Genomic DNA, 18,788 nt, shown 5'->3' with positions numbered 1-18,788 from the left:
CCGCAGCCCGGCGGGATCACCGGCGCGTGGAGCCCACGAGGACGAAGAAGAGTTTCCCCTGGGTTGAAGCTCCCGCCAGTGCGCTTGCCTGCGCCGGAGTGGCAGCCACCACCATCAGGCCGTCGGAATCCCCGGTGGTAAGCCATTGGCCGCCCTGCCCCTCCCGGGCAGAGGTCCAGAGCACCGGCACCGCCTTGGCCAGGACCTTGGACGGGGACTGCTGTTCGAAGCCCGCCCCGCCGGTCAGGACGATGTCTACGAGTTGGCCGGGGGAGACGAGCTGGATGGAGGAGGGGTCCGCCATGCGCAGCGGGACGGCGGCTGAGCCCGGCGGCGATCCGGTGAGCAGGCCGGGCCCCACGAGCTGGGCCTCGGATAACAGCTGGCCCTTCCGCAGCGGTGCGGCCAGCTGCTGTCCGTTGAGTTGTGCAGTGTCGGTGAACGTGCCGGCGGCGAGCAGGAAGGGCGGAACGTTGACGGCAGCCAGGTCGCTGCTGCCCAGTGTGGCCCCGGCCGGTAAATCACGTGCTGCGGCCAGGGCCGGGAGTGTGGGCGCGGGGGCCGGCGTCAGCTGATGGACCGTGATACCGGCAGCGGCGCACAGCAGCAGCGCCACGGCGAGGCGCCGGTTGCGGTTCAGCCAGCCCTGGAGGCGGCTGGGGCGGCGGCGTTCCGAAGATCCGGGCGCCCTGGTGCTGCGGCGTGTGCGGGCAGCGGGGCGGGAGGTCCTGGCGGGAGGCAGTCCGAGAGCTGGCATGCAGCAACGCTATGGAACCTCGGCTCCGGGTGGCAGTGCACGCCCGCCCTATGTGGAAAGCGTCCCGGGCGAGCACCCGTATGTGGACAACCGCCGTGTGGCGGAGAGCTGTGAGAGGGGACGGGACCGGTCAGCTGGCGGCAGCGGCAGGTGCGGCGGCAGGCGCAGCCGGTGCGGGTGACGACGCGGCAGGCGTCGGCGAGACTGAGCTGCCCTTGGTGTCCCGTGAATCGGTCCGGTAGAAACCAGAGCCCTTGAACACCACGCCCACGCTGTTGAACTTCTTGCGCAGGGTTCCCTCGCATTCGGGGCAGGACGTCAGAGTGCTGTCAGTGAATGACTGCACGATGTCAAAGGCATGGCTGCAATCCTTGCAGGCATAGGCATACGTGGGCACTGAAGATCCTCCTCTTGGACAAACGACAGGTCCCGTGCTGCCAGGGTGCCGTGACGCGGATTTCCTTGCGGGATCTCCGTGCCGGAAACAGCTCCATTAGCAGTCGCAGGGCCTGAGTGCCAATTCTAGCATCTTGCCGCGCGTTGCATCATGTCAGGCGGACCAGGCCTGAGGGTGTGAGCACGGCGTCGACGGGACGGTCAAACCCCTCAACAGGAATGCTCGAAGCAGGCAGGAGTTCGGAGTCGTAAATGACCGCGGCCCTGGGCGCCTGCAGGCCCGCGGCTTCGGCGTCCGCCAGGAACTTGTCGTAATACCCGCCGCCCTGTCCGATCCTGTTTCCGCTCAGGTCTACGGCGGTCGCCGGCAGGAACAGCCCTGCCACCTCCCGGATGGCCTCCAGGCCGTGGCGTTCTCCGGCCGGCTCCTTGATGGGCGCGTACCGGCTGCGGACAAACTCGCAGTCCGGATCCCAGTACACCCAGCTCAGCGCGCGGTCCGGCTCGCAGACCGGGAGCAGCACTTTATGGCCTGCACCGTGAAGCGCCGTTATCAGCGGGAGGGTGGGCGGTTCGTGGGCCACACCCAGGTATGCGGTAAACGTTGCCGTGGCGCCGTCCGCGATGGCGGCGGCCCAGGACAATCCGTGACGGGCGATCCCGGAGGCGGCTGCTGAGAGGGCGTCGGGCTGCATGCCCGTGCGGATTTTCCGGTGCCGGGCGCGGATCTCATCCTTTGACTGCAGGGTCTGTGGTGACATGGTGCGCCGTCCTTTGTCGCGCGGAATCCCGGCCTGGCCACTGCCGGAAGCATTTACGGTATGAATGTTCCCTCCGTTACATTAGTCGAGTGACTTCCACTAATCCTTCAGTCCGCAAGGCCGTCATCCCCGCAGCGGGACTCGGCACCAGGTTCCTGCCTGCCACCAAGGCCATGCCCAAGGAAATGTTGCCGGTGGTGGACAAACCGGCCATCCAGTACGTCGTCGAAGAAGCCGTACAGGTGGGCCTGAGCGACGTGCTGATGATTACAGGGCGAAACAAGCGTGCACTCGAGGACCACTTCGACCGGGTTCCTGCGCTGGAAGCAACGCTGGAGGCCAAGGGTGACACCGCCAAGCTCGAGTCCATCCAGGCCGCCAGCAACCTGGGCGACATCCATTACGTCCGCCAGGGCGACCCCAAGGGTCTGGGCCACGCAGTGCTGCGTGCGCGCCAGCACGTCGGCCACGAACCTTTCGCCGTGCTGCTGGGCGATGACCTGATCGACGCCCGCGACGAACTCCTGAGCATCATGATCGAGGTCCAGGCGAAGACCGGTGGCTCCGTCGTGGCCCTCATCGAGGTGGAACCCTCCGAGATCAGTGCCTATGGCTGCGCGGACATTTCCGAGATCGAAGGCGAAGGCTTCGTCAAGATCAACAAGCTCGTGGAAAAGCCGGATGTCGGGGAGGCTCCCTCCAATCTGGCCGTCATCGGGCGCTATGTCCTCCACCCCGCCGTCTTCGATGTGCTGGAACGGACCGAACCGGGCCGCGGCGGCGAGATTCAGCTGACGGACGCGCTGCAGGAACTCGCCAGCAGGGACGGCGAAGGCGGCGGCGTGTTCGGCGTGGTCTTCCGCGGCCGGCGCTACGACACGGGCGACAAGCTCAGCTACCTCAAGGCGTGCGTCCAGCTGGCCGTCGACAGCGACGACCTGGGACCCGGCCTGCGCGAGTGGCTGCCGAAGTTCGCTGCCGGCCTGACCCACTAGTTCCCCATGAGGGTCAGCCACATCTGGCCGGTCACGCTGGAGTGCGGCGACATCGTGCTGCGTCCCATCAGGTACCGGGACCGCAAGGAATGGACTGCGGTCCGTTCACGCAACAGCGAGTGGCTGGCCCCTTGGGAAGCGTCCAATCCCGCCCCGGGCGGCGCACTTCCCGACTACCGGCAAATGGTGCGGTCGCTGAACGCCCAGGCAGCCCAGGGCACGGCGCTGCCATTCCTCATCACCGCATGGACCCCGGGATTCCGGGATCCCCTCATCGTGGGCCAGTTGACGGTGTCCTCCATCATTTGGGGCTCGGCCATGATGGCGACTCTGGGCTACTGGGTGGATGAAGCGCGGGCAGGGCAGGGGATCGCACCGACCGCAGTCGCCATGGCCACCGACCATTGTTTCCGGACCCTGGGCCTGCACCGCATGGAAATCAACATCCGGCCGGAAAACCGCCCCAGCCTGCGCGTCGTGGAGAAGCTCGGTTTCCGCGATGAGGGATATCGGCCGCGGTTCCTGCACATCAACGGGGAGTGGGCGGACCACAGGACTTTTGCCCTGACCTCTGAGGAGGTTCCGGAGGGACTGCTCAACAGGTGGCTGCGTTCGAGGCCTGCCTGACAGGGGCCCGCCGTGGACTTATCGGCCTTAAGTCCAATGATTTGAGAGGCAGGGGGCGACACACCGAGACGAATGCCACAACAGGTCGCCGATTGCTCATACGGTTTTGTGTGTGGACTTCCCTCTTAGCAGCTCAGTCATCCTTGTGGTCGCTGTTGCGCTCTGGATTGTTTGGGTGGCCCCCTACGTCCTCCGAAACGGCCGCCACCAGTTTCAGGCGGCCGGCGAACTGATGGTGGAGAACGTTGACCACGAAACTGCAAACCCGCAAGCCGGAACGGTCCTTCACATGACCGCCCAGCAGGAGAATCCCATGGACACCAGGAAGAGCAGCGAATCCGCAGCACGCTTCACGCCGGCCAAGCCCGGCGGCAAGCCTGCCGCTAATAACGGAGGCACCTTCCGCATCCGCTATGGGCGTGCTGCCATCGCACTGGCCGGGCTCCTGCTTTTCGGCACTGCCCTCATATCCGGTGCGTTGGCGATCTTTGGACTGGCAAGCGGCTGGCTTCCGCCCGTGTCATTTCTGGCGGGCGTCGCCGCCGTCGTTCTTCTCCGCAGGCTCGCCGTGCGCGACCGCCGCAGGAAAGTAAACGCTGCCTTCTCTGCTGCCATGGGTGCACCAGCGAAGCGCCCGGACCGCGCCGTACAGCCGGCCGTTCCACAGGCAGGGCAGGCAGCGGAGGAAACGGCCGCACGTCGCGAAAGCACGCTCTTCGATGCCGAAGCTGCAGCCCCCGAGCCCAAACGGCTGACCGCCGTCGAACTGCGTGAGGCCGCCCTGGCGGTTGCCCTCGCAGCGGGCGACAACAGCGGCCAGGCTTCCACGGCGCAGGATGCTGCCGCTCCGGCGGACGAGTCCGCCCCTTGGGAGCCCGTCGAAGTACCAAAGCCTACGTATGTCGAGGCCGCGAAGGCGGAACGGCCTGCACCCCAGCCCCTCGACCTTCCGGAGGCCCCGAAGGCCGCCGGCAAGCCCTCGCTCAAACAGGGCAACGCCGCAGCGCCCGCAGTCGCCTCGCCGAACGCCGGGCAGGCCCGGCCGCAGGGCAAGGCGCAGAGCGCGCTGAGCAACCTCGACGACGTCCTGCAGCGCCGCCGCGCATAGACCTTTCACGGCCGACTGCAGCCGCTAAGCATGAGCCGCATCTGCGTTGCCGGGGGTACCGGCCAGGTAGGCCGGGAAGTTGTGCGCCAGGCACTGCGCCAGGGGCACGCCGTCGCAGTCCTCAGCCGGAACGCTCCGGAGGGTGCTGACGGGCAGCACGATGGCGCCACCTACTTCCGCGGGGACGTCACCACCGGCGAAGGCCTGCCGGAAGCGCTGGCGGGGGCCGACGTCGTCATTGACTGCCTCGAGGGGCAAACCGGCAAGGCGCTCCGGCAGTTTGTTGCCGGCGGCGCGATTCTGCTCGGTGCGGCGCTGGAGGCCGGTGTCCCGAAGGCGGTCCTGCTGTCCATCGTGAACTGCGACCAAAGCACTTACGGCTACTACCGGTCGAAGGCGGAGAAGGAACGCGTGTATTTGCGCGCGGAGCTGGAGACCGTGGCGGTGCGGGCCACGCAGTTCCACAGCCTGCTGGCCCGGATCTTCGCTGCGGGATCCCGTGTGGGCCTGGTTCCGGTGATCCGCGGCGCACGGTTCCAGACGATCGCACCTGGCGACGTCGCCGCTGCTCTGCTGGAAGCGGCACTCGAGCCGCCCTCCGGAGAGAGCCACCGGCTGGTGACGATCGGTGGCCCCGATGTCACGGACATGGCGGCGATGGCGCGCACGTGGAAGCGGGCCACGGGCTCACAGGGACTGGTGGTCGCGCTCCCGCTGCCTGGCGCGATGGGACAGTTCCTGCGCGCGGGCAGCAATCTGGCCCCCGGGGAGCCCTACGGCAGGGAGACATTCGAGGCCTGGTTGGCAAACCGGCCGGAAAATTTGTAGCCTAGGGAAACCGGCGTTGCGGTTCCTCCCCAGAGGCAGCGTCCCCGGGGTTATAGCTCAGTTGGTAGAGCGCTTCGTTCGCATCGAAGAGGTCAGGGGTTCGAATCCCCTTAGCTCCACAGATTCCACGGGCTTGAAGGCCTTGAAGTCCTCCGAAATACCAGAAGCTCGGGGCATCCAGGCGTGGCGGGCCGGAAACGGCAGAGAACAACCTGAAGCAGTGCGCTGGCCGTGTTGGGCGCATGGCTCTCCGGGGCAATACCAATGGTTCAGGTGGCCCGCCCACTTGCCTGCAGTCTCCAAAGGGTGGCGGGCCAATCCATCAGATGAGGGTCCTGACGATCAGGGCCGCGCCGGTAAGACTGAAGGCCGTCCCGGCAAGCATCGCGAACCGAAGGTGGCCGGCGGCCGTCCCTTGACCATTGCCGATCGGCAGTTGACGTGGTTGCCGGGAGATCACCGCACCGACGGTGAAGCACGTCACCGCGAGAACCACGCAGGTGACTGCGGCGAAGTGAATGCCAGGCTCCATGTAAGTCTCCCTTCGCGTCCCGCGTTGCCCAGGGGGCGGTGGCCCGCCCATTCCCCGTGAACCAGGGCGGGCCACCTTCCGGAGCCGTAGATCCTCGAGACCCGTTACGGCAACGGTAGACGGATGATACAGCCGCTTGCTTGGGATTGGGGAACACCTGGCGGCCCTTATCCGGTCCGGATGCCGGCGCGGACGTCAGCGCGGAGGCGCCAGCGGCAGGGGGACCCGTTCCACCACGTGCGGCGCCAGCAGCAGGTGTTGCTCGGGTGCGCTGCTCCCGCCGGCACGGTCCGCCAGCTCGAACGTCAGCAGGCGCACTATGTGCCGGGCAGCGTCCTCCACGGGCTGGGCCACGCTGGAGAGCCCCAGGGCCGCTGCCACCGGGGTGTCGTCAAACCCCACCACGGCAGCCCGTACTCCGGGTCCGGCCGGCTGCCCGGGGGAGAACAGCTCAGGACGGAGCTCGCGGAGGCTTTCCGCGGCCCCGATGGCCAGCGAGTCGCTCGCGCAGACAATCGCCGTTGCCCCCCTCGCGATGAGTTCCCGGCCGCCGGAGATGCCTCCGGAGATGGTGTCAGGCGCCGAGGCGCGGAGCCGGGAAATATCCTGGCCGGCGCCCAGGGCGCGCATGGCACGTTCCCAGCCGGCCTGCCGGTCCTCGCCCACCGGGCCACCATCCTGCCAGCCCAGGAAGGCGATGTGGGTGTGGCCCTGAGCGGTGAGCATGGTGACGGCTTCGGCCGTGCCGGCTGCGCCGTCAATGTCCACCCAGGGATGCCGCGCCGCATCGTCCCCCGGCGCCGTCTCCCAGGGCCGCCCAAAGACAGCGAACGGTGTGCCGTTGTCCTGCAGCCACTTCGTCCGGACGTCGTTGCGGCTGCTGGAGGTGAGGATGAAGGCGTCGATGCCTGCGACATTGAGCAGCTCCCCGTACTGGAGGACTTCGTCCTCGTGCGAATCGGCGCAGAAGAGAGTCAGCCGGTATCCGGCGTCCTGGGCGGATTCGGTCAGGGCATGCAGGAAGCGGTCGAGGATGGAGCCGTTGATGCCGTCCGTGGCCGGCATCAGCCTCATGCCGAGATTCATGGACCGCCGGGTGCGCAGCTGGCGTGCCGCTGCGCTGGGCCGGTAGCCTGCGGCTTCGATCGCCGCCCGGACCCGCTCCAGTGTTGCCGGTTTCACCCGGTCCGGCGAGTTAATCACGTTGGAGATGGTCTGCCGTGACACACCGAGTTCGGCGGCAAGGCTTGCGAGGGTTGGCCGGGCCACGAATGCTCCTCGGGGTTGCTGGTCGGCCGGCGGCGTCCAGTCGGACGCTGCCCGCGCTGGCAGGACGGATCTGCGGGGACTTTTCCTTCTGCCGCTTGCTGTGAGAAGATCGTAACGCGCAAAATTTGATCGATCAAATTCTTGTCCCGGTCCTGCTCCGCTCATTCGGCAGCAGGCGTTCCGCAGCACTCTTCCGGTCTCCGCCCAACTTAAATTCGAGGAGTTTTCCGTGGCCACTGAGCAGCCGTACCTGCACAACCTCTCCGGCGTCTTCAGCGCCCCGATCCAGGCATGGGCAGACGCCCATGGACAGATCCGCGGGGCAGGTGCCCAGGGGATCTACTGCGGTGACGACCGCGTGCTGAACGGGGCTGTGCTGACCGTGGACGGCAGGGAGCCCGAGTGGGTATCAACCCAGCTGCGTTCGTCGAAGCAGACCGACTACATCTACTTCGTCCGCGCCGACGCTGACGTGGCCGACCCGCTGCTCTCACTCGTGCGGGCCCGCACTGCTGAATCGGGCAGGATCCGGCCGGGGGAGGACACCGAATCCCTGACCGGCTGCACGGGCCGGGTGGCGGAGACCCTGACGCTGGAGTCGGCGTTCCGCGAGCCCGTCACGCTCAACGTGCGCCTGGCCCTTGCTGCTGACAGCACCACCATGGAGCAGATCAAACAGGGCGAACGCTCCCTCCGGCCGGTTGAGCCGGCTGCCAGCACGTGGTCCTGGCGCGATGCCGACACCGAGCTGCGCCTCACCACGGGATCCGGCGGCGAAACGGTGCCCGGCACCGTGGGCTTCAATGGCACCACCGTCACCATTGACTGGGCAGTGGAAGTGCGGCCGGGAGCCGCCGCCGTCCTCGAGTGGGCGGTGGACCTGACGGACGCCGATTCGCCGATGCTCGCCGGCGACGGCCCGCCCATCGAGGCCCCGGTGTCCGCGGATCCGCGCCTGAGGAACCTCCTGCAGCGGTCAATCAGCGACCTCAACAGCCTGCGGCTTGCCCATTCCTCGCACCCCCATGACACGTTCCTCGCCGCCGGTGCACCGTGGTTCTTCACCATGTTCGGCCGGGATTCCATCATCGCCGCCCGCATGCTGCTTCCCATCACCACGGCCATCGCCCGCGGCACCCTGCGGGCGCTGGCGGGACGGCAGGGAACCGAGACGGACCACACCACCGCGGTGCAGCCCGGGAAGATCCTGCACGAAGTCCGGCGGACAGTCCTGACCATGGCGGAGAGTGGCCAGGCCCTGCGGCTGCCGCCCGTCTACTACGGCACCATCGACGCCACGCCGCTGTGGATCTGCCTCCTCCACGACACCTGGAAGGCGGGAATGCCCGACGCCGAGGTGGAGGAGCTGCTGCCCAACCTCCAGGACGCCCTGGAATGGCTGCGGGACCATGGCGACCTGGATGGCGACGGCTTCCTGGAATACCTCGACACCTCCGGGCACGGGCTGGTCAACCAGGGCTGGAAGGATTCCGGTGACGCGATCCGGTGGCACGACGGCTCACTGGCAACGGGTCCCATCGCCCTGGCCGAAGTCCAGGCCTATGCCTACGAGGCAGCAACCGTTGGGGCCGAGCTCCTGGATGCCTTTGGCCGCCCAGGCGCCCAGGAATGGCGGGACTACGCGGCAGGCATGGCGGAGCGGTTCCGTGCCCGGTTCTGGTGTGAGGACGAGCTGGGTCCCTATCCCGCGCTGGCGCTCGACGCGGACAAGAAGGCGGTCGACGGCGTGACGTCCAATATGGGGCACCTGCTCGGCACAGGCATCCTGAACCAGGAGGAGCAGGAGCTGGTGGTCAGGCGCATCCTGGATCCAACCATGTTCTCGGGTTACGGCGTGCGCACCCTGTCCACCACCAACGGCGGGTACTGGCCAACCCGCTACCACGCCGGAGCGGTCTGGAGCCACGACACCGCCCTGATCATCAGCGGCATGCTGGCCGACGGCTTCCGAAATGAGGCCGCGCAGCTGGCGTCGGGGCTGCTGAAGGTGGCGGAGGCCAATGAGTGGCGGCTGCCCGAGCTGTTCGGCGGCCACGGCTCGGACACCATGCGTGCTCCCGTACCGTTCCCCGCCAGCTGCCGCCCGCAGGCGTGGGCCTCGGCAAGCTCGGTGGTGATCGCCGCGGCCCTGGGTCCAGGGCCCGCCGCTGCAGGACCAGAGGGCGGGACAGCAGGCGGCCACGAGGGGCTGCTGGCTTCGGCGCGCTGACGTCGTCCGGCCCCATCTTCCCCTAGCAGCCGCTGGTTTGTTCGTCCTGAAGCTGCTCGTCGGATTCGACCCGACGCAGTGCGGCGAGCCGGTCCGCAATCCCGGAGAGTGCGGCGTGGTCCGACGGCGCGCCGGCGGGTTGCGATGCTGCCTCCCAGTCGAGGGGGCCCGGGCTGATGAGAATCAGCATGATGCCCCGGTCGCGGAGGGTGTCCAGCACGTCGAGGAAACGGTGCCATGCCGCGGCGGCGCCCGCGGCGGCCTTTCCAGCCGGGGACGGGACGCCGTCGACTACCCACGCCGGGAACGTGCCCGCCAGTGTCCCGTAGTCGGCGTTCCCCAGCGCGCCGCCGCACAGCGCGGCAAAGCCCACCCAGAGGAGGTCGGGGTCGGCGCTCCTGACAGTGAGGTCGTGTGACGGGAGTTCCAGGACCTGCTGCTGGGAGGGGGCCGGCCGAAAGAGGCCATAGGTGCCCAGCTGCCGGTCGGTCCCCGGCGTGATGATGAGGCCCCGCTCGAACCCGGACATGCCCCTACAGCCAGCCCTTCCGCTTGAAGATGGCGTACATCAGGCCCGCGGTGCCGGCCATCAGCCCGATCGACAGGGGGTAGCCGAAGGCCCAGTGCAGTTCGGGCATGTGGTCGAAGTTCATCCCGTAGACACCCGCCACGAAGGACGGGGCGAAGAAGATGGCGGCCCAGGATGAGATCTTCTTGACCTGCTCGTTCTGTTGGGCGCTCGCCTCGTTCTGCCGGTTGGCCGTCAGTGTACCGTCGAGCGTCAGCGCGTTCTGCAGGAGGTCGCGGAAGGAATTGGCTCGCGATATCACCCGCTCCACGTGGTCCTCGACGTCACGCAGGCTGTGCTGCAGGTCGGTGTCCACCACGTACTTTTCGAATCCCCGCCTCAGCTGCTGCATCATCCCCGGCAGGGGGTGGATGGCGCGCTGGAACTGGATGACTCCCCGGGCCAGTTCATAGATGCGCCGGGACACTGTCGTGTCGCCGGAGAACAGCTGGTCTTCGATCTCGTCGATGTCGTTTTCAAGCCCCGCCACCACGGGGGCGTAATCGTCCACCACCTGGTCCAGCAGGGCGTAGAGCACGGCTTCGGGGCCGTGGCGCAGGAGGTCGGGCCGCGACTCCAGGCGGCGCCGGACCTTTCCCACGCCGGACATCTCGGCGTGCCGGACGGTGACCACGAAGTTCTTGCCGGTAAAGATGTGCAGCTCACCGAACTCCACGGTCTCGGTTTCGTCGAGGTAGCGGGCAGGCCTGAGCACGGTAAACAGGTGGTCCCCGTAGCGTTCCAGCTTGGGCCGCTGGTGGGCCGAAATGGCGTCCTCAACAGCAAGCTCGTGAAGGCCGAACTCCGCGGCGACGGCGGCCATTTCCGGTTCGGTCGGCCGGTAGAGCCCGATCCAGGCCATGCCGCCGTGCTCCGATAACGTTTCGAAGGTCTGCTCGAGGTTTTCGGGTTCGGCGCTGCGGATTCCGTCGACATAGACGGCGTTATCGATAATGGTCACGGTGCGCGGTTCCTTGGGGTGGCCGTTCAGGACATCGCGCCGATGATGACGCCGGTAGCAGTCATGGCGAGCACATCATGGCCGGAATCAATCAGGGTCACGGCTGGCGGGCGCCCGGCAAAGCCGTTGTGGATGACATGGCCTCCGGCGCGGAAGACCACGGCCAGCACCAGGGCAAACAGCCCGCCGGCCAGTGCGGTGTCCAGGCCCAGCTTGGTAATCAGGACTGCGAGCAGCACGGCCGTCAGCGCGGCGTAGACCATCATGGGCAACCAGATCCCCGCACCGCCCTCTCCGTTCTTCAGGTCCTCTTCCGTCTTGCCGATGGCCTCCATCCAGCGCGTGCCCAGCACAGCGGGAAGGTACCAGACGAAGCCGATGGCCATGCTGGCGATGAAGGCAAGCAGCACGGCGAGCCAGTTGATCTGGGAAATGTACGAGAGCCAATCCATCCTTGAATCCTATTCCCCAGGGGCTGTTGCCTGGACGGACGCGCCCTGCACGAGGCGGCTGATGAGCGGCTCTGTCCGGTACGGAATGTGGGTGTGGAGCGCAAGGACGGTTTCCGTCCGGATGACTCCCTTGATCCGGAGGATCGAGCGGAGGGCGGACTGCAGGTTGTGCGTATCGGTGGCCACGACACGGCACCAGACGTCGCCCCGGCCGGAAATCTCGTGTACCTCCAGGACCTGGGGGAGCAGGCGCAAGGCGCCCACGACGCCGTCGAGTTCGCGGTGGGTCACTTCGATCGTCACGAAAGCGACGACGTCGTACCCCACGGACTCCAGGTCGATTTCCCGGCCGCCGTCGCGGAGGACGCCGGAACGCAGCATCCGCCGCATGCGCGATTGCGCGGTGTTCCGGGCGATGCCGAGTTTGTCACTCAGCTCGCCGATCTGGATCCGCGGGTCGCGGACGAGCTCCAGCAGGATGCGGAGGTCGGTGGGGTCCAGGCTGTTCAATTGATCACTCCGGTTCACTTCTGCGGTCGAAGATTGATGATTTTGATCAATTTTCCCATGAAGTAGGGACTGTTTACTCACAACGGGCCCATTCTGGAGGTATCAGTTTCATCTGCAGCGGAAGCTCCCACAAGGAGCCGGCGCTGCCGGACAAAGGCAAGGGCACGGGCATGACCGTCTTTAGCGAACTTCGGATGCGGCCGGCGGCCGCCGGCGCGCGGGGCTGGGACGCATCCAACACCGCGCGGCTGGCCATGGCAGGCGTGGTGATCTTCACCCTCCTGGTGGGGGCCAACCTCGCGACGCCCCTGTACCCGCTGCTGCAGGCGAGGCTCGGCCTGACCTCCCTCGACGTGTCGCTGGCCTTCTCGGCCTACGTCCTGGCACTCGTGTCCACCCTTATGCTGGCAGGTCACTGGTCGGACCACATTGGCCGCCGTGCGGCACTGCTCCTGGCCGTGCTGGCAGGCCTGGCCGGCGGCCTCGTCTTCGCCGGTGCTGACAGCCTTGCCGAGCTTTCGGCCGGGCGCGCGCTTCAGGGGATCGCCGTGGCGCTGGCCACCGGCGCCAGCTCGGCCGCCCTCCGGGAACTGCTTCCGCAGCGGCCCGAATGGGCGTCGCGTTTCACCCTGCTGGCCTCCGCCGGCGGCGTGGCGGCCGGCCCGGCCATCGGGGGAGTGCTCTCCCTGCTGCCCGGCCCCACCTCCACGCCCTACGTCATCCACTCTGTGGTCCTGGCGGTGCTCCTGGTGCCGCTGTACCTGCTCCGCGCCCGTCCGGCCATCAAGCCGGTGGATGGTCCGCGGCCGCTGAGGGCACTGGCGCCCCGCCGGCCCTCGGTCTCGCACGAGGCGCGGGACGCGTTCTGGCTGGCGGCCGCCGTCGGGTTCCTGAGCTTCGCGGTCTTTGGTTTCTGCCTGTCCCTGGCACCTGCCTACTTCGCCCCGATCCTTGGCGTCGATTCCAGGCCGCTCATCGGTCTCCTCGCCGGCCTTGCCCTCGGCGCCTCCGCCCTGAGCCAGCTGATTGGCGTCCGCGGCCGGTTCGCCGTTCCGGCCGGCCTGGCGCTGCTGGGAGCCTCCGTGACTCTGATCGCCGCCGCGGCGGCCTGGAGCAACCCCTGGCTGTTGGTTGCTGCCAGCCTGGCTGCCGGCGTCGGCCAGGGCATCGCATTCCGCACGGCCTTCAACGACGTGGCGGGCAAGGTGGACGCGTCACGCCACGCCCAGATCATCAGCACCGTCTACGTGATCACGTACCTGGGGAGCGCGGTCCCGGTGATCGGGCTGGGCCTGGCAGCGGCCGCGTACGGACTTGAGGGGGCCGCCAGCGGTTTCGTCGTGCTCTGTGGCATCGCCGCCGGAGCGCTGGCCGCGGTGGCGCTGCGCCGGTCCCTGCGGTCCGCCTGACGGAACCAGGCGCCTTCAGCGTCGGCTGCGCTCAGTCCTGCTCGTGCAACGGACCGTGGTTGCCCGGCATGTGCTCGAACACCAGCGTGGTTTCGGTGTGGCCCACCACCGGGTCCGTGGCCAGGTTGTCGAGCACCCAGTCGCGGAGGTCTTCGGTGGTGGCTACCGCGATGTGCAGCAGGTAGTCCACCGAGCCGGAGGTATGGAAGGTGGACAGCACGGCGGGCAGTTTGGGAACGCGGGAGGTGAAGCGGTCGATCTGCTCGCGGTCGTGGGCGCGGAGCCGCACGGCAATCAGCGCCTGCACGGAACGTCCGATGGCCGAGAGGCTCAGTTTGGCTTCGAAACCCTGAATGATGCCGCGCTCAGAAAGGGCGCGGGTGCGCATCAGGGCGGTGGAGGGGGCGATTCCTACGAGTTCGGCGAGCTGCTTGTTGGAGATACGTGCGTCGTCCACGAGTGCCGCCAGCAGCCGCTCGTCGATGGCATCCAGCGGCTCGGCATGCGCCGACCCAGGCCGAATATTCTTCGCATTGCTGCTCACTGGTCCTCCTCAGGGTGTTCTCAGTTCATCTTAGTCGCGACTTTCCGACCATTCCATTCATGCGACCTGTCAATCTCCGAATATTTGCCAGATACTTGCGGCGTTCAATGGCGAATAATTCACAAGGAGCAACATGCTTTCTCACGACTCGATGGCGGTGCATGCCGGCCGCGAAGGGCTCACCGGCCAGGGCGTCCACGCACTGCCCATCGACCTTTCAACAACGGCACCGTTGCCCTCGGTGGAGGACGGCGGCCTCGCCTACGAGCAGATGGCCACCGGCGGCCCCCGCCTGGAGGGGCAAAGCACCGTCTACCAGCGGCTGTGGAATCCCACCGTGGCGCGGTTTGAAGCCGGCGTGGCGGTGCTGGAAGGGGCGCCCGAAGCGGTGGCCTTCGCTACAGGCATGGCGGCCCTGAGCGCGGTGCTGCTTGCGGCAGTGGCAGGCGGCAAGAAGCACGTCGTGGCGGTCCGGCCGCTCTACGGCGGAAGCGACCACGTGCTCGCCTCGGGCGTGCTGGGAACAGAGGTGACCTTCACCTTGCCGGAGGGCGTCCACGCCGCGCTCCGGCCGGACACGGGACTGGTTGTTGTGGAAACTCCCGCCAACCCCAGCCTGGATCTCGTGGACATCGCCCGCCTCGTGGCGGCGGCGGACGGCGTTCCCGTCCTCGTGGACAACACCTTTGCCACCCCCGTGCTGCAGAGGCCCCTGGACCACGGCGCCGCCCTCGTGCTGCACAGCGCCACCAAGTTCATGGGAGGCCACGGCGACGCGATGGGCGGTGTTGTGGCGGCATCGCCGGAGTGGGCCGTCCGCCTGCGGCAGGTTCGGGCCATCACCGGCGGCATTCTCACGCCGTGGCCGGCCTACCTCCTCCACCGCGGACTCGCCACCCTTCCCGTCCGGGTCCGGGCCCAGCAGTCCACCGCCCACAAGGTGGCCGCCGGGCTGGCCGGACATGAACTGGTGCGCACGGTCCGCTATCCGGGCCTTCCTGAATGCGATCCGCACGGGCTGGTGGGCACCCAGATGGCCGGGCCGGGTTCCCTGATCGCCTTTGAACTCCGCAGCGCAGAACACGCGGAGCGCGTCCCGGCGGCCGTCCGGATGATCACGCACGCCGTATCCCTGGGCGGAGTCGACACCCTGATCCAGCACCCTGCCGGCCTTACCCACCGCCCGGTGGCGGCTGAGGCCAAGCCGCATGCCAGGCTCCTCCGGGTTTCGGTGGGACTGGAAGACGCCACGGACATTCTTGGAGACCTCGTCCAGGCCATCGAAGGGACGCGCTAACGTCCGGGAACGTCGGCGCCGGCGGGATGCACGACGGCGGCGATCACCGCCGTCGTGCATCCCAGCACGATCACGGTGACGGCGAGCGCCGTCCAGCCCAGCGACTGGAACACCAGGCCGCCCGCCCAGCCGATCACACTAGAGCCCAGGTAGTAGGCGAGGTTGTACAGCGACGCGGCCTGCGCCCGTCCTGAGGAGGCGATGGTGCCCGTCCAGCCTGCCCCGATGCTGTGGGCGGCGAAGAACCCGCCGGTAAAGACCACCAGCCCGGCCAGGATCAGCGCAAGCATGTGGGTGAGGGTCAGGGACAGGCCGGCTGTCATCAGCAGGATGCCTGCCAGCAGCACGGTCCGCCGGCCAAAGCGCTGGGTCAGCCCACCTGCCCAGCGGGAGGTCACCGTACCGGACAGGTAGGCAAGGAAGATCAGGCTGATCAGCGTTGCCGGCAGGCTGAAAGGCTCGCCGGAGAGCCGGAATCCGAGGTAGTTGTAAACGGCCACGAAGCCGCCCATGAGGAGGAAGGCCTGGATGTAGAGGGCCAGCAGGCGCCCATTGCGGAGATGGCCGCCCAGCGTCCGGACTGCGCCGCGAAGGCCCCTGGCCGGGGCGGGCCTGAATCCCCTGGCCTTGGGAACCAGCACCAGGAACAGCACCGCAGCGATGGTGGCGAGTGCGGACACCGCGAGGGCAGCGGCCCGCCAGCCCCACAGTTCGCCCACCGGGCCGGCCACCAGCCGTCCGGCCAGTCCGCCCAGGGTGGTTCCGGCCACATAGCTGCCGGCCGCCATTGCCGCATGGGCCTTGTTGACCTCCTCGTTCAGGTAGGCAATGGCAATGGCGGGGATGCCGCCCAGGGCCATGCCTTCGAGCATCCGGAGCCCCAGCAGCAGCGGAAACGAGGTGGCGAGCGGAACCAGCAGCCCCAGCACGGTGGCGGCGGAGATGCCCCAGGTCATCGCCCTGACCCGTCCGATCCTGTCGGCCAGGAACGACCACGGGATGACGGTGACGGCCAGCCCCACCGTTGCCAGCGAAATCGTCAGCGCGGCCTCGGCCGCGGTGACGCTGAGTTCCGAGGACATCAGGGGCAGCACCGCCTGGGTTGAATAGAGCTGCGCGAACGTCGCCACGCCCGCAAAAGCCAGGCCCGCGAGGATCTTGCCGTAGGCGGGCGATCCCTTCGCATGGCCCTCCCAGGCCGTCTCATCCGGGGAGGCGGGGCGTCCGGAGCCGGAGCCTCCCGGGCCGGGGCCTGCCGGGCCGGGGCGGCGGGATCCTGATCCCGGGCGTGGCTGGCTGGAGGAGTCGGGAACGGCGGGCCTTCGCATGCTTTCAGCGTAGGACTGCCGTGATCTAGTATCCAATGCATGATTCGGTAGAAAGTCATGCAGAAATGGATGCCTTCCGACAATGTGAGGAGCGGGGAAAGCAATGGACCTTGAACATCGGCAACTCGTTCAGCTGCTGCCCATCCTGCCGCTGCTCGCAGAGCTGGGCCGCACGCAGCACATCACGGAAACGGCCGAGCTGCTGGGTGTTCCGCAGTCGACGGTGAGCCGCGCGCTGGCCCGCGCCAGTGCCGTGGTGGGCACCGAGCTGCTCATCCGGGAAGGCAGGGGTGTCCGCCTCTCGCCGGCGGCCAGGACACTGCTGCCCTACATCGAGTCCGCGCTCGCGGAGTTCCGCGCCGGCCTTGACCTGGTGCGGCATGAATCCGAGGTGGTCCGTGGCCGGATCGCTGTCGCGTTCCAGCACACGTTCGGTGAGGCCACGCTGCCGCTACTGATCAGCACGTTCCGCAACCGCCATCCGCAGACCGAGTTCCAACTCAGCCAGGGAGCCAGGGACACCTGCCTCGCGGAACTCGCCTCCGGCGCGGCGGACCTCGCCCTGACGGCACCCGTAGCTGCGGCCAGCCGTACCATCGGCTCGGCCGCCCTCTACCGGGAGCCGCTGCGGCTCGTGGTGCACCACGCACACCGGATTGCCGGCCGCCGGTCCGCCGCCCTGGCTGACATCAAAGGGGAGCCGTTCGTTGCGCTGGGCCCGGGGTACGGCATGCGGTCCCTCACCGACGCCCTGTTCCGGGAAGCCGGGTTCCGGCCCCGGATAGCCTTTGAAAGCCAGGACTCCCACACCGTCCGTGGCTTGGTGTCGGCGGGCCTGGGAGTGAGCATCCTGCCTCCCGGCGGCAGCCCACGGCCGGATCGTGCCGGCCGCAGCGGAGATCTGGGGTGGGTGGAGATACCGCTGGACTCGGAGCTGGCGTACCGCGAGATCGGCCTGGCGTGGCGTGAACGCCGCAGCGGCCCGGAACCCGAGCCGGTGCGGCACTTCCGGGAACTCGTGCTGGGGCAAGGACCTGCGCTGCTGGCCGGGCTGGTCCGTGCCCGCTCCGGGACCTGACCGGAGGTGGGCCGTGGCCGTCCGGTCATTCACGCCCTGACGCCGGAGCCGGCAAAGAGGGCAGGCGCCCAGGCTCAGTCCGCGGCGAGGAGAGTGTCCATTACGTCGGAGAGGGGTCCGGTACGGGCCGACCGCCAGCCCGTACCCGCCCAGAGATTGAGGCGGTCGGCGTCCCCTGCGGCGGCCGCCGCGGCGCGGATGGGTGCCGTGAGGTGGTGGATGGCCGGGTAGCCTTCCGGCGCGTCCTCATGGTCCCGCACGAACCCGTTGACCAAAGCACGGGCGTAGCGGCCGGTGAAGGCCCTGGTCGGCCGTGTTTCCGTGAACCGGTCAGAGCCCAACGCGTCCTTGTGCAGCTGCCGGGCGCCGCTTTCGTCCGTGCGCAGGAGGGCGGTCCCCACCTGTGCCGCTTCGGCCCCGGCCGCGAGTACCGACGTCACCGCCGCTGCGTCGGACAAGGCCCCGGCCGCTATCAGCGGAAGGCCGACGGCGGCGCGCACCTCCCGGACCAGCTCCGCCGTCGTGGACGGTGCGGCGGACCGGGCAACGGCCGGCGCGCCAGCGGCCAGGAAGGCGCCGCTGTGCGCACCCGCGCTGCCGTGCTGCACGACGAGGGCGTCCACGCCGAGGTCCGCGGCGAACTCTGCTTCAGCCCTGCTCGTGACCGTGGCCAGCACCATGGAGCCGGCCTGGCGGAGCTTGCCCACCACGTCCGCCCCGGGCAGGCCGAACGTGAAACTGACCAGCTCCACCGGGTCGAGCAGGAGTTCGTCAATCTTGCCCTGCCAGGCATCATCGTCATCCAGGGTCAGCGGGGGAACATCCACGCCATAGCGGGACGCGTCACTGCGCAGACTCTCGCGGTACTGTTCCAGGCGGGCCAGGGCTTCGGCGGACGGCTGCAGGTGCCGCCTATCCGGCATGAAGACATTCACGCCGAACCTGATGCCGGCCGATTTGGCAGCCTGCACCTCGTCCCTCATCGCGGCGACCGTCTTGTAGCCGGCGGCGAGGAAGCCGAGGCCGCCCGAGCGATGGACAGCTTCAACGAAGCGGGTGGTGGACGTTCCTCCAGCCATGGGTGCTGCGATGATCCGGGTGCCAAACAGACTGGTGGACATTGCTCCGCTCCTGGTGC

20 protein-coding genes and 1 tRNA gene are annotated in these 18,788 nt (G+C 68.1%); 9 read left to right on the top strand and 12 right to left on the bottom strand.

The annotated features are described in order from the left end of the window. Nucleotides 1–16 precede the first annotated feature (16 nt). The 3 genes from cpaB to JYA52_RS22010 form a co-directional block, all read right to left on the bottom strand. Nucleotides 17–757 carry a Flp pilus assembly protein CpaB gene (gene cpaB, locus JYA52_RS22020; protein ID WP_205655505.1) on the bottom strand — a complete coding sequence of 247 codons (741 nt, stop codon included), beginning with the start codon at nucleotides 755–757 and terminating at the stop codon, nucleotides 17–19. Between the two features lie 130 nt (nucleotides 758–887). After that, nucleotides 888–1,154, bottom strand: a complete 267-nt coding sequence (locus tag JYA52_RS22015; RefSeq protein WP_205655504.1) for an FmdB family zinc ribbon protein — start codon at nucleotides 1,152–1,154, stop codon at nucleotides 888–890. Between the two features lie 148 nt (nucleotides 1,155–1,302). Continuing rightward, on the bottom strand, nucleotides 1,303–1,914 hold the full coding sequence (locus JYA52_RS22010; RefSeq protein ID WP_205655503.1) for a 5-formyltetrahydrofolate cyclo-ligase: 612 nt from the start codon (nucleotides 1,912–1,914) through the stop codon (nucleotides 1,303–1,305). An 89-nt stretch (nucleotides 1,915–2,003) separates the two neighbouring features. Here JYA52_RS22010 and galU point away from each other — a divergent pair, with 89 nt between their 5' ends. From galU to JYA52_RS21985, 5 genes are all read left to right on the top strand, one after another. Then, on the top strand, nucleotides 2,004–2,909 hold the full coding sequence (gene galU / locus JYA52_RS22005) for a UTP--glucose-1-phosphate uridylyltransferase GalU (protein ID WP_205655502.1): 906 nt from the start codon (nucleotides 2,004–2,006) through the stop codon (nucleotides 2,907–2,909). Between the two features lie 6 nt (nucleotides 2,910–2,915). Beyond that, nucleotides 2,916–3,536 carry a GNAT family N-acetyltransferase gene (locus tag JYA52_RS22000; RefSeq protein ID WP_205655501.1) on the top strand — a complete coding sequence of 207 codons (621 nt, stop codon included), beginning with the start codon at nucleotides 2,916–2,918 and terminating at the stop codon, nucleotides 3,534–3,536. Nucleotides 3,537–3,648: 112 nt separating this feature from the next. Then, nucleotides 3,649–4,644 carry a hypothetical protein gene (locus JYA52_RS21995; RefSeq protein ID WP_205655500.1) on the top strand — a complete coding sequence of 332 codons (996 nt, stop codon included), beginning with the start codon at nucleotides 3,649–3,651 and terminating at the stop codon, nucleotides 4,642–4,644. Nucleotides 4,645–4,674: 30 nt separating this feature from the next. Then, complete coding sequence (locus JYA52_RS21990) at nucleotides 4,675–5,472, top strand: SDR family oxidoreductase (protein WP_205655499.1); 798 nt, start codon at nucleotides 4,675–4,677, stop codon at nucleotides 5,470–5,472. 46 nt (nucleotides 5,473–5,518) lie between these two features. Then, a tRNA-Ala gene (locus JYA52_RS21985) sits at nucleotides 5,519–5,591 on the top strand. A 203-nt stretch (nucleotides 5,592–5,794) separates the two neighbouring features. On the opposite strand, the gene JYA52_RS21980 is transcribed toward JYA52_RS21985, so the two are convergent. Then, nucleotides 5,795–6,004: a hypothetical protein gene (locus JYA52_RS21980; RefSeq protein ID WP_205655498.1), complete on the bottom strand. Its 210-nt coding sequence runs from the start codon at nucleotides 6,002–6,004 to the stop codon at nucleotides 5,795–5,797. Nucleotides 6,005–6,199: 195 nt separating this feature from the next. Beyond that, nucleotides 6,200–7,273 carry a LacI family DNA-binding transcriptional regulator gene (locus tag JYA52_RS21975; RefSeq protein WP_307869507.1) on the bottom strand — a complete coding sequence of 358 codons (1,074 nt, stop codon included), beginning with the start codon at nucleotides 7,271–7,273 and terminating at the stop codon, nucleotides 6,200–6,202. A 229-nt stretch (nucleotides 7,274–7,502) separates the two neighbouring features. On the opposite strand from JYA52_RS21975, the gene JYA52_RS21970 reads away from it, so the two are divergent. Beyond that, the gene (locus JYA52_RS21970) at nucleotides 7,503–9,503 is read left to right on the top strand and encodes a glycogen debranching N-terminal domain-containing protein (RefSeq protein ID WP_205655496.1); all 2,001 of its coding nucleotides are present in this window, start codon (nucleotides 7,503–7,505) and stop codon (nucleotides 9,501–9,503) included. 22 nt (nucleotides 9,504–9,525) lie between these two features. Here JYA52_RS21970 and zapE read toward each other — a convergent pair whose 3' ends face one another. The 4 genes from zapE to JYA52_RS21950 are packed head-to-tail and all read right to left on the bottom strand — an operon-like array spanning nucleotide 9,526 to nucleotide 11,994. Next, entirely contained in the window at nucleotides 9,526–10,032 is a 507-nt protein-coding gene (zapE, locus tag JYA52_RS21965) for an AFG1/ZapE family ATPase (protein WP_205655495.1), read from the bottom strand. A gap of 4 nt (nucleotides 10,033–10,036) precedes the next feature. Then, nucleotides 10,037–11,032, bottom strand: a complete 996-nt coding sequence (corA, locus tag JYA52_RS21960) for a magnesium/cobalt transporter CorA (protein WP_205655494.1) — start codon at nucleotides 11,030–11,032, stop codon at nucleotides 10,037–10,039. Nucleotides 11,033–11,058: 26 nt separating this feature from the next. Next, nucleotides 11,059–11,484: a DUF1761 domain-containing protein gene (locus tag JYA52_RS21955; protein ID WP_205655493.1), complete on the bottom strand. Its 426-nt coding sequence runs from the start codon at nucleotides 11,482–11,484 to the stop codon at nucleotides 11,059–11,061. A 9-nt stretch (nucleotides 11,485–11,493) separates the two neighbouring features. Beyond that, entirely contained in the window at nucleotides 11,494–11,994 is a 501-nt protein-coding gene (locus JYA52_RS21950) for an Lrp/AsnC family transcriptional regulator (protein ID WP_205655492.1), read from the bottom strand. A gap of 170 nt (nucleotides 11,995–12,164) precedes the next feature. Here JYA52_RS21950 and JYA52_RS21945 point away from each other — a divergent pair, with 170 nt between their 5' ends. Further along, entirely contained in the window at nucleotides 12,165–13,403 is a 1,239-nt protein-coding gene (locus tag JYA52_RS21945; protein ID WP_205655491.1) for an MFS transporter, read from the top strand. Between the two features lie 31 nt (nucleotides 13,404–13,434). Here JYA52_RS21945 and JYA52_RS21940 read toward each other — a convergent pair whose 3' ends face one another. After that, a complete protein-coding gene (locus JYA52_RS21940) occupies nucleotides 13,435–13,947 on the bottom strand; it encodes an Lrp/AsnC family transcriptional regulator (protein WP_205655490.1) in 513 nt (170 codons plus the stop codon). Between the two features lie 133 nt (nucleotides 13,948–14,080). Between JYA52_RS21940 and JYA52_RS21935 the strand changes: the two genes are divergently transcribed. Beyond that, nucleotides 14,081–15,244, top strand: a complete 1,164-nt coding sequence (locus JYA52_RS21935) for a trans-sulfuration enzyme family protein (protein ID WP_205655489.1) — start codon at nucleotides 14,081–14,083, stop codon at nucleotides 15,242–15,244. On the opposite strand, the gene JYA52_RS21930 is transcribed toward JYA52_RS21935, so the two are convergent. Beyond that, nucleotides 15,241–16,572: an MFS transporter gene (locus tag JYA52_RS21930; RefSeq protein WP_205655488.1), complete on the bottom strand. Its 1,332-nt coding sequence runs from the start codon at nucleotides 16,570–16,572 to the stop codon at nucleotides 15,241–15,243. The genes JYA52_RS21935 and JYA52_RS21930 overlap by 4 nt on opposite strands. 103 nt (nucleotides 16,573–16,675) lie before the next feature. Between JYA52_RS21930 and JYA52_RS21925 the strand changes: the two genes are divergently transcribed. Beyond that, nucleotides 16,676–17,650, top strand: a complete 975-nt coding sequence (locus JYA52_RS21925; protein ID WP_205655487.1) for a LysR family transcriptional regulator — start codon at nucleotides 16,676–16,678, stop codon at nucleotides 17,648–17,650. Between the two features lie 74 nt (nucleotides 17,651–17,724). On the opposite strand, the gene JYA52_RS21920 is transcribed toward JYA52_RS21925, so the two are convergent. Beyond that, on the bottom strand, nucleotides 17,725–18,771 hold the full coding sequence (locus JYA52_RS21920) for a nitronate monooxygenase (protein WP_205655486.1): 1,047 nt from the start codon (nucleotides 18,769–18,771) through the stop codon (nucleotides 17,725–17,727). Nucleotides 18,772–18,788: the final 17 nt, after the last annotated feature.

It is taken from the genome of Arthrobacter pascens, from assembly GCF_017052465.1.
Lineage (GTDB): Bacteria > Actinomycetota > Actinomycetes > Actinomycetales > Micrococcaceae > Arthrobacter > Arthrobacter pascens.
Note: the sequence above shows the minus strand (reverse complement) of the source record. Positions and strands in the feature narration are given on the sequence as shown.

Excerpts from the sequence above, each read along its gene's own strand:
- JYA52_RS21945 (WP_205655491.1), top strand. The coding sequence starts at position 12,165 with ATGACCGTCTTTAGCGAACTTCGGATGCGGCCGGCGGCCGCCGGCGCG.
- JYA52_RS21955 (WP_205655493.1), bottom strand. The coding sequence starts at position 11,484 with ATGGATTGGCTCTCGTACATTTCCCAGATCAACTGGCTCGCCGTGCTG.
- cpaB (WP_205655505.1), bottom strand. The coding sequence starts at position 757 with ATGCCAGCTCTCGGACTGCCTCCCGCCAGGACCTCCCGCCCCGCTGCC.
- zapE (WP_205655495.1), bottom strand. The coding sequence starts at position 10,032 with ATGTCCGGGTTCGAGCGGGGCCTCATCATCACGCCGGGGACCGACCGG.
- JYA52_RS21935 (WP_205655489.1), top strand. The coding sequence starts at position 14,081 with ATGCTTTCTCACGACTCGATGGCGGTGCATGCCGGCCGCGAAGGGCTC.
- JYA52_RS21920 (WP_205655486.1), bottom strand. The coding sequence starts at position 18,771 with ATGTCCACCAGTCTGTTTGGCACCCGGATCATCGCAGCACCCATGGCT.
- JYA52_RS21990 (WP_205655499.1), top strand. The coding sequence starts at position 4,675 with ATGAGCCGCATCTGCGTTGCCGGGGGTACCGGCCAGGTAGGCCGGGAA.
- JYA52_RS21930 (WP_205655488.1), bottom strand. The coding sequence starts at position 16,572 with ATGCGAAGGCCCGCCGTTCCCGACTCCTCCAGCCAGCCACGCCCGGGA.
- JYA52_RS21980 (WP_205655498.1), bottom strand. The coding sequence starts at position 6,004 with ATGGAGCCTGGCATTCACTTCGCCGCAGTCACCTGCGTGGTTCTCGCG.
- JYA52_RS21925 (WP_205655487.1), top strand. The coding sequence starts at position 16,676 with ATGGACCTTGAACATCGGCAACTCGTTCAGCTGCTGCCCATCCTGCCG.
- JYA52_RS22000 (WP_205655501.1), top strand. The coding sequence starts at position 2,916 with ATGAGGGTCAGCCACATCTGGCCGGTCACGCTGGAGTGCGGCGACATC.
- JYA52_RS22010 (WP_205655503.1), bottom strand. The coding sequence starts at position 1,914 with ATGTCACCACAGACCCTGCAGTCAAAGGATGAGATCCGCGCCCGGCAC.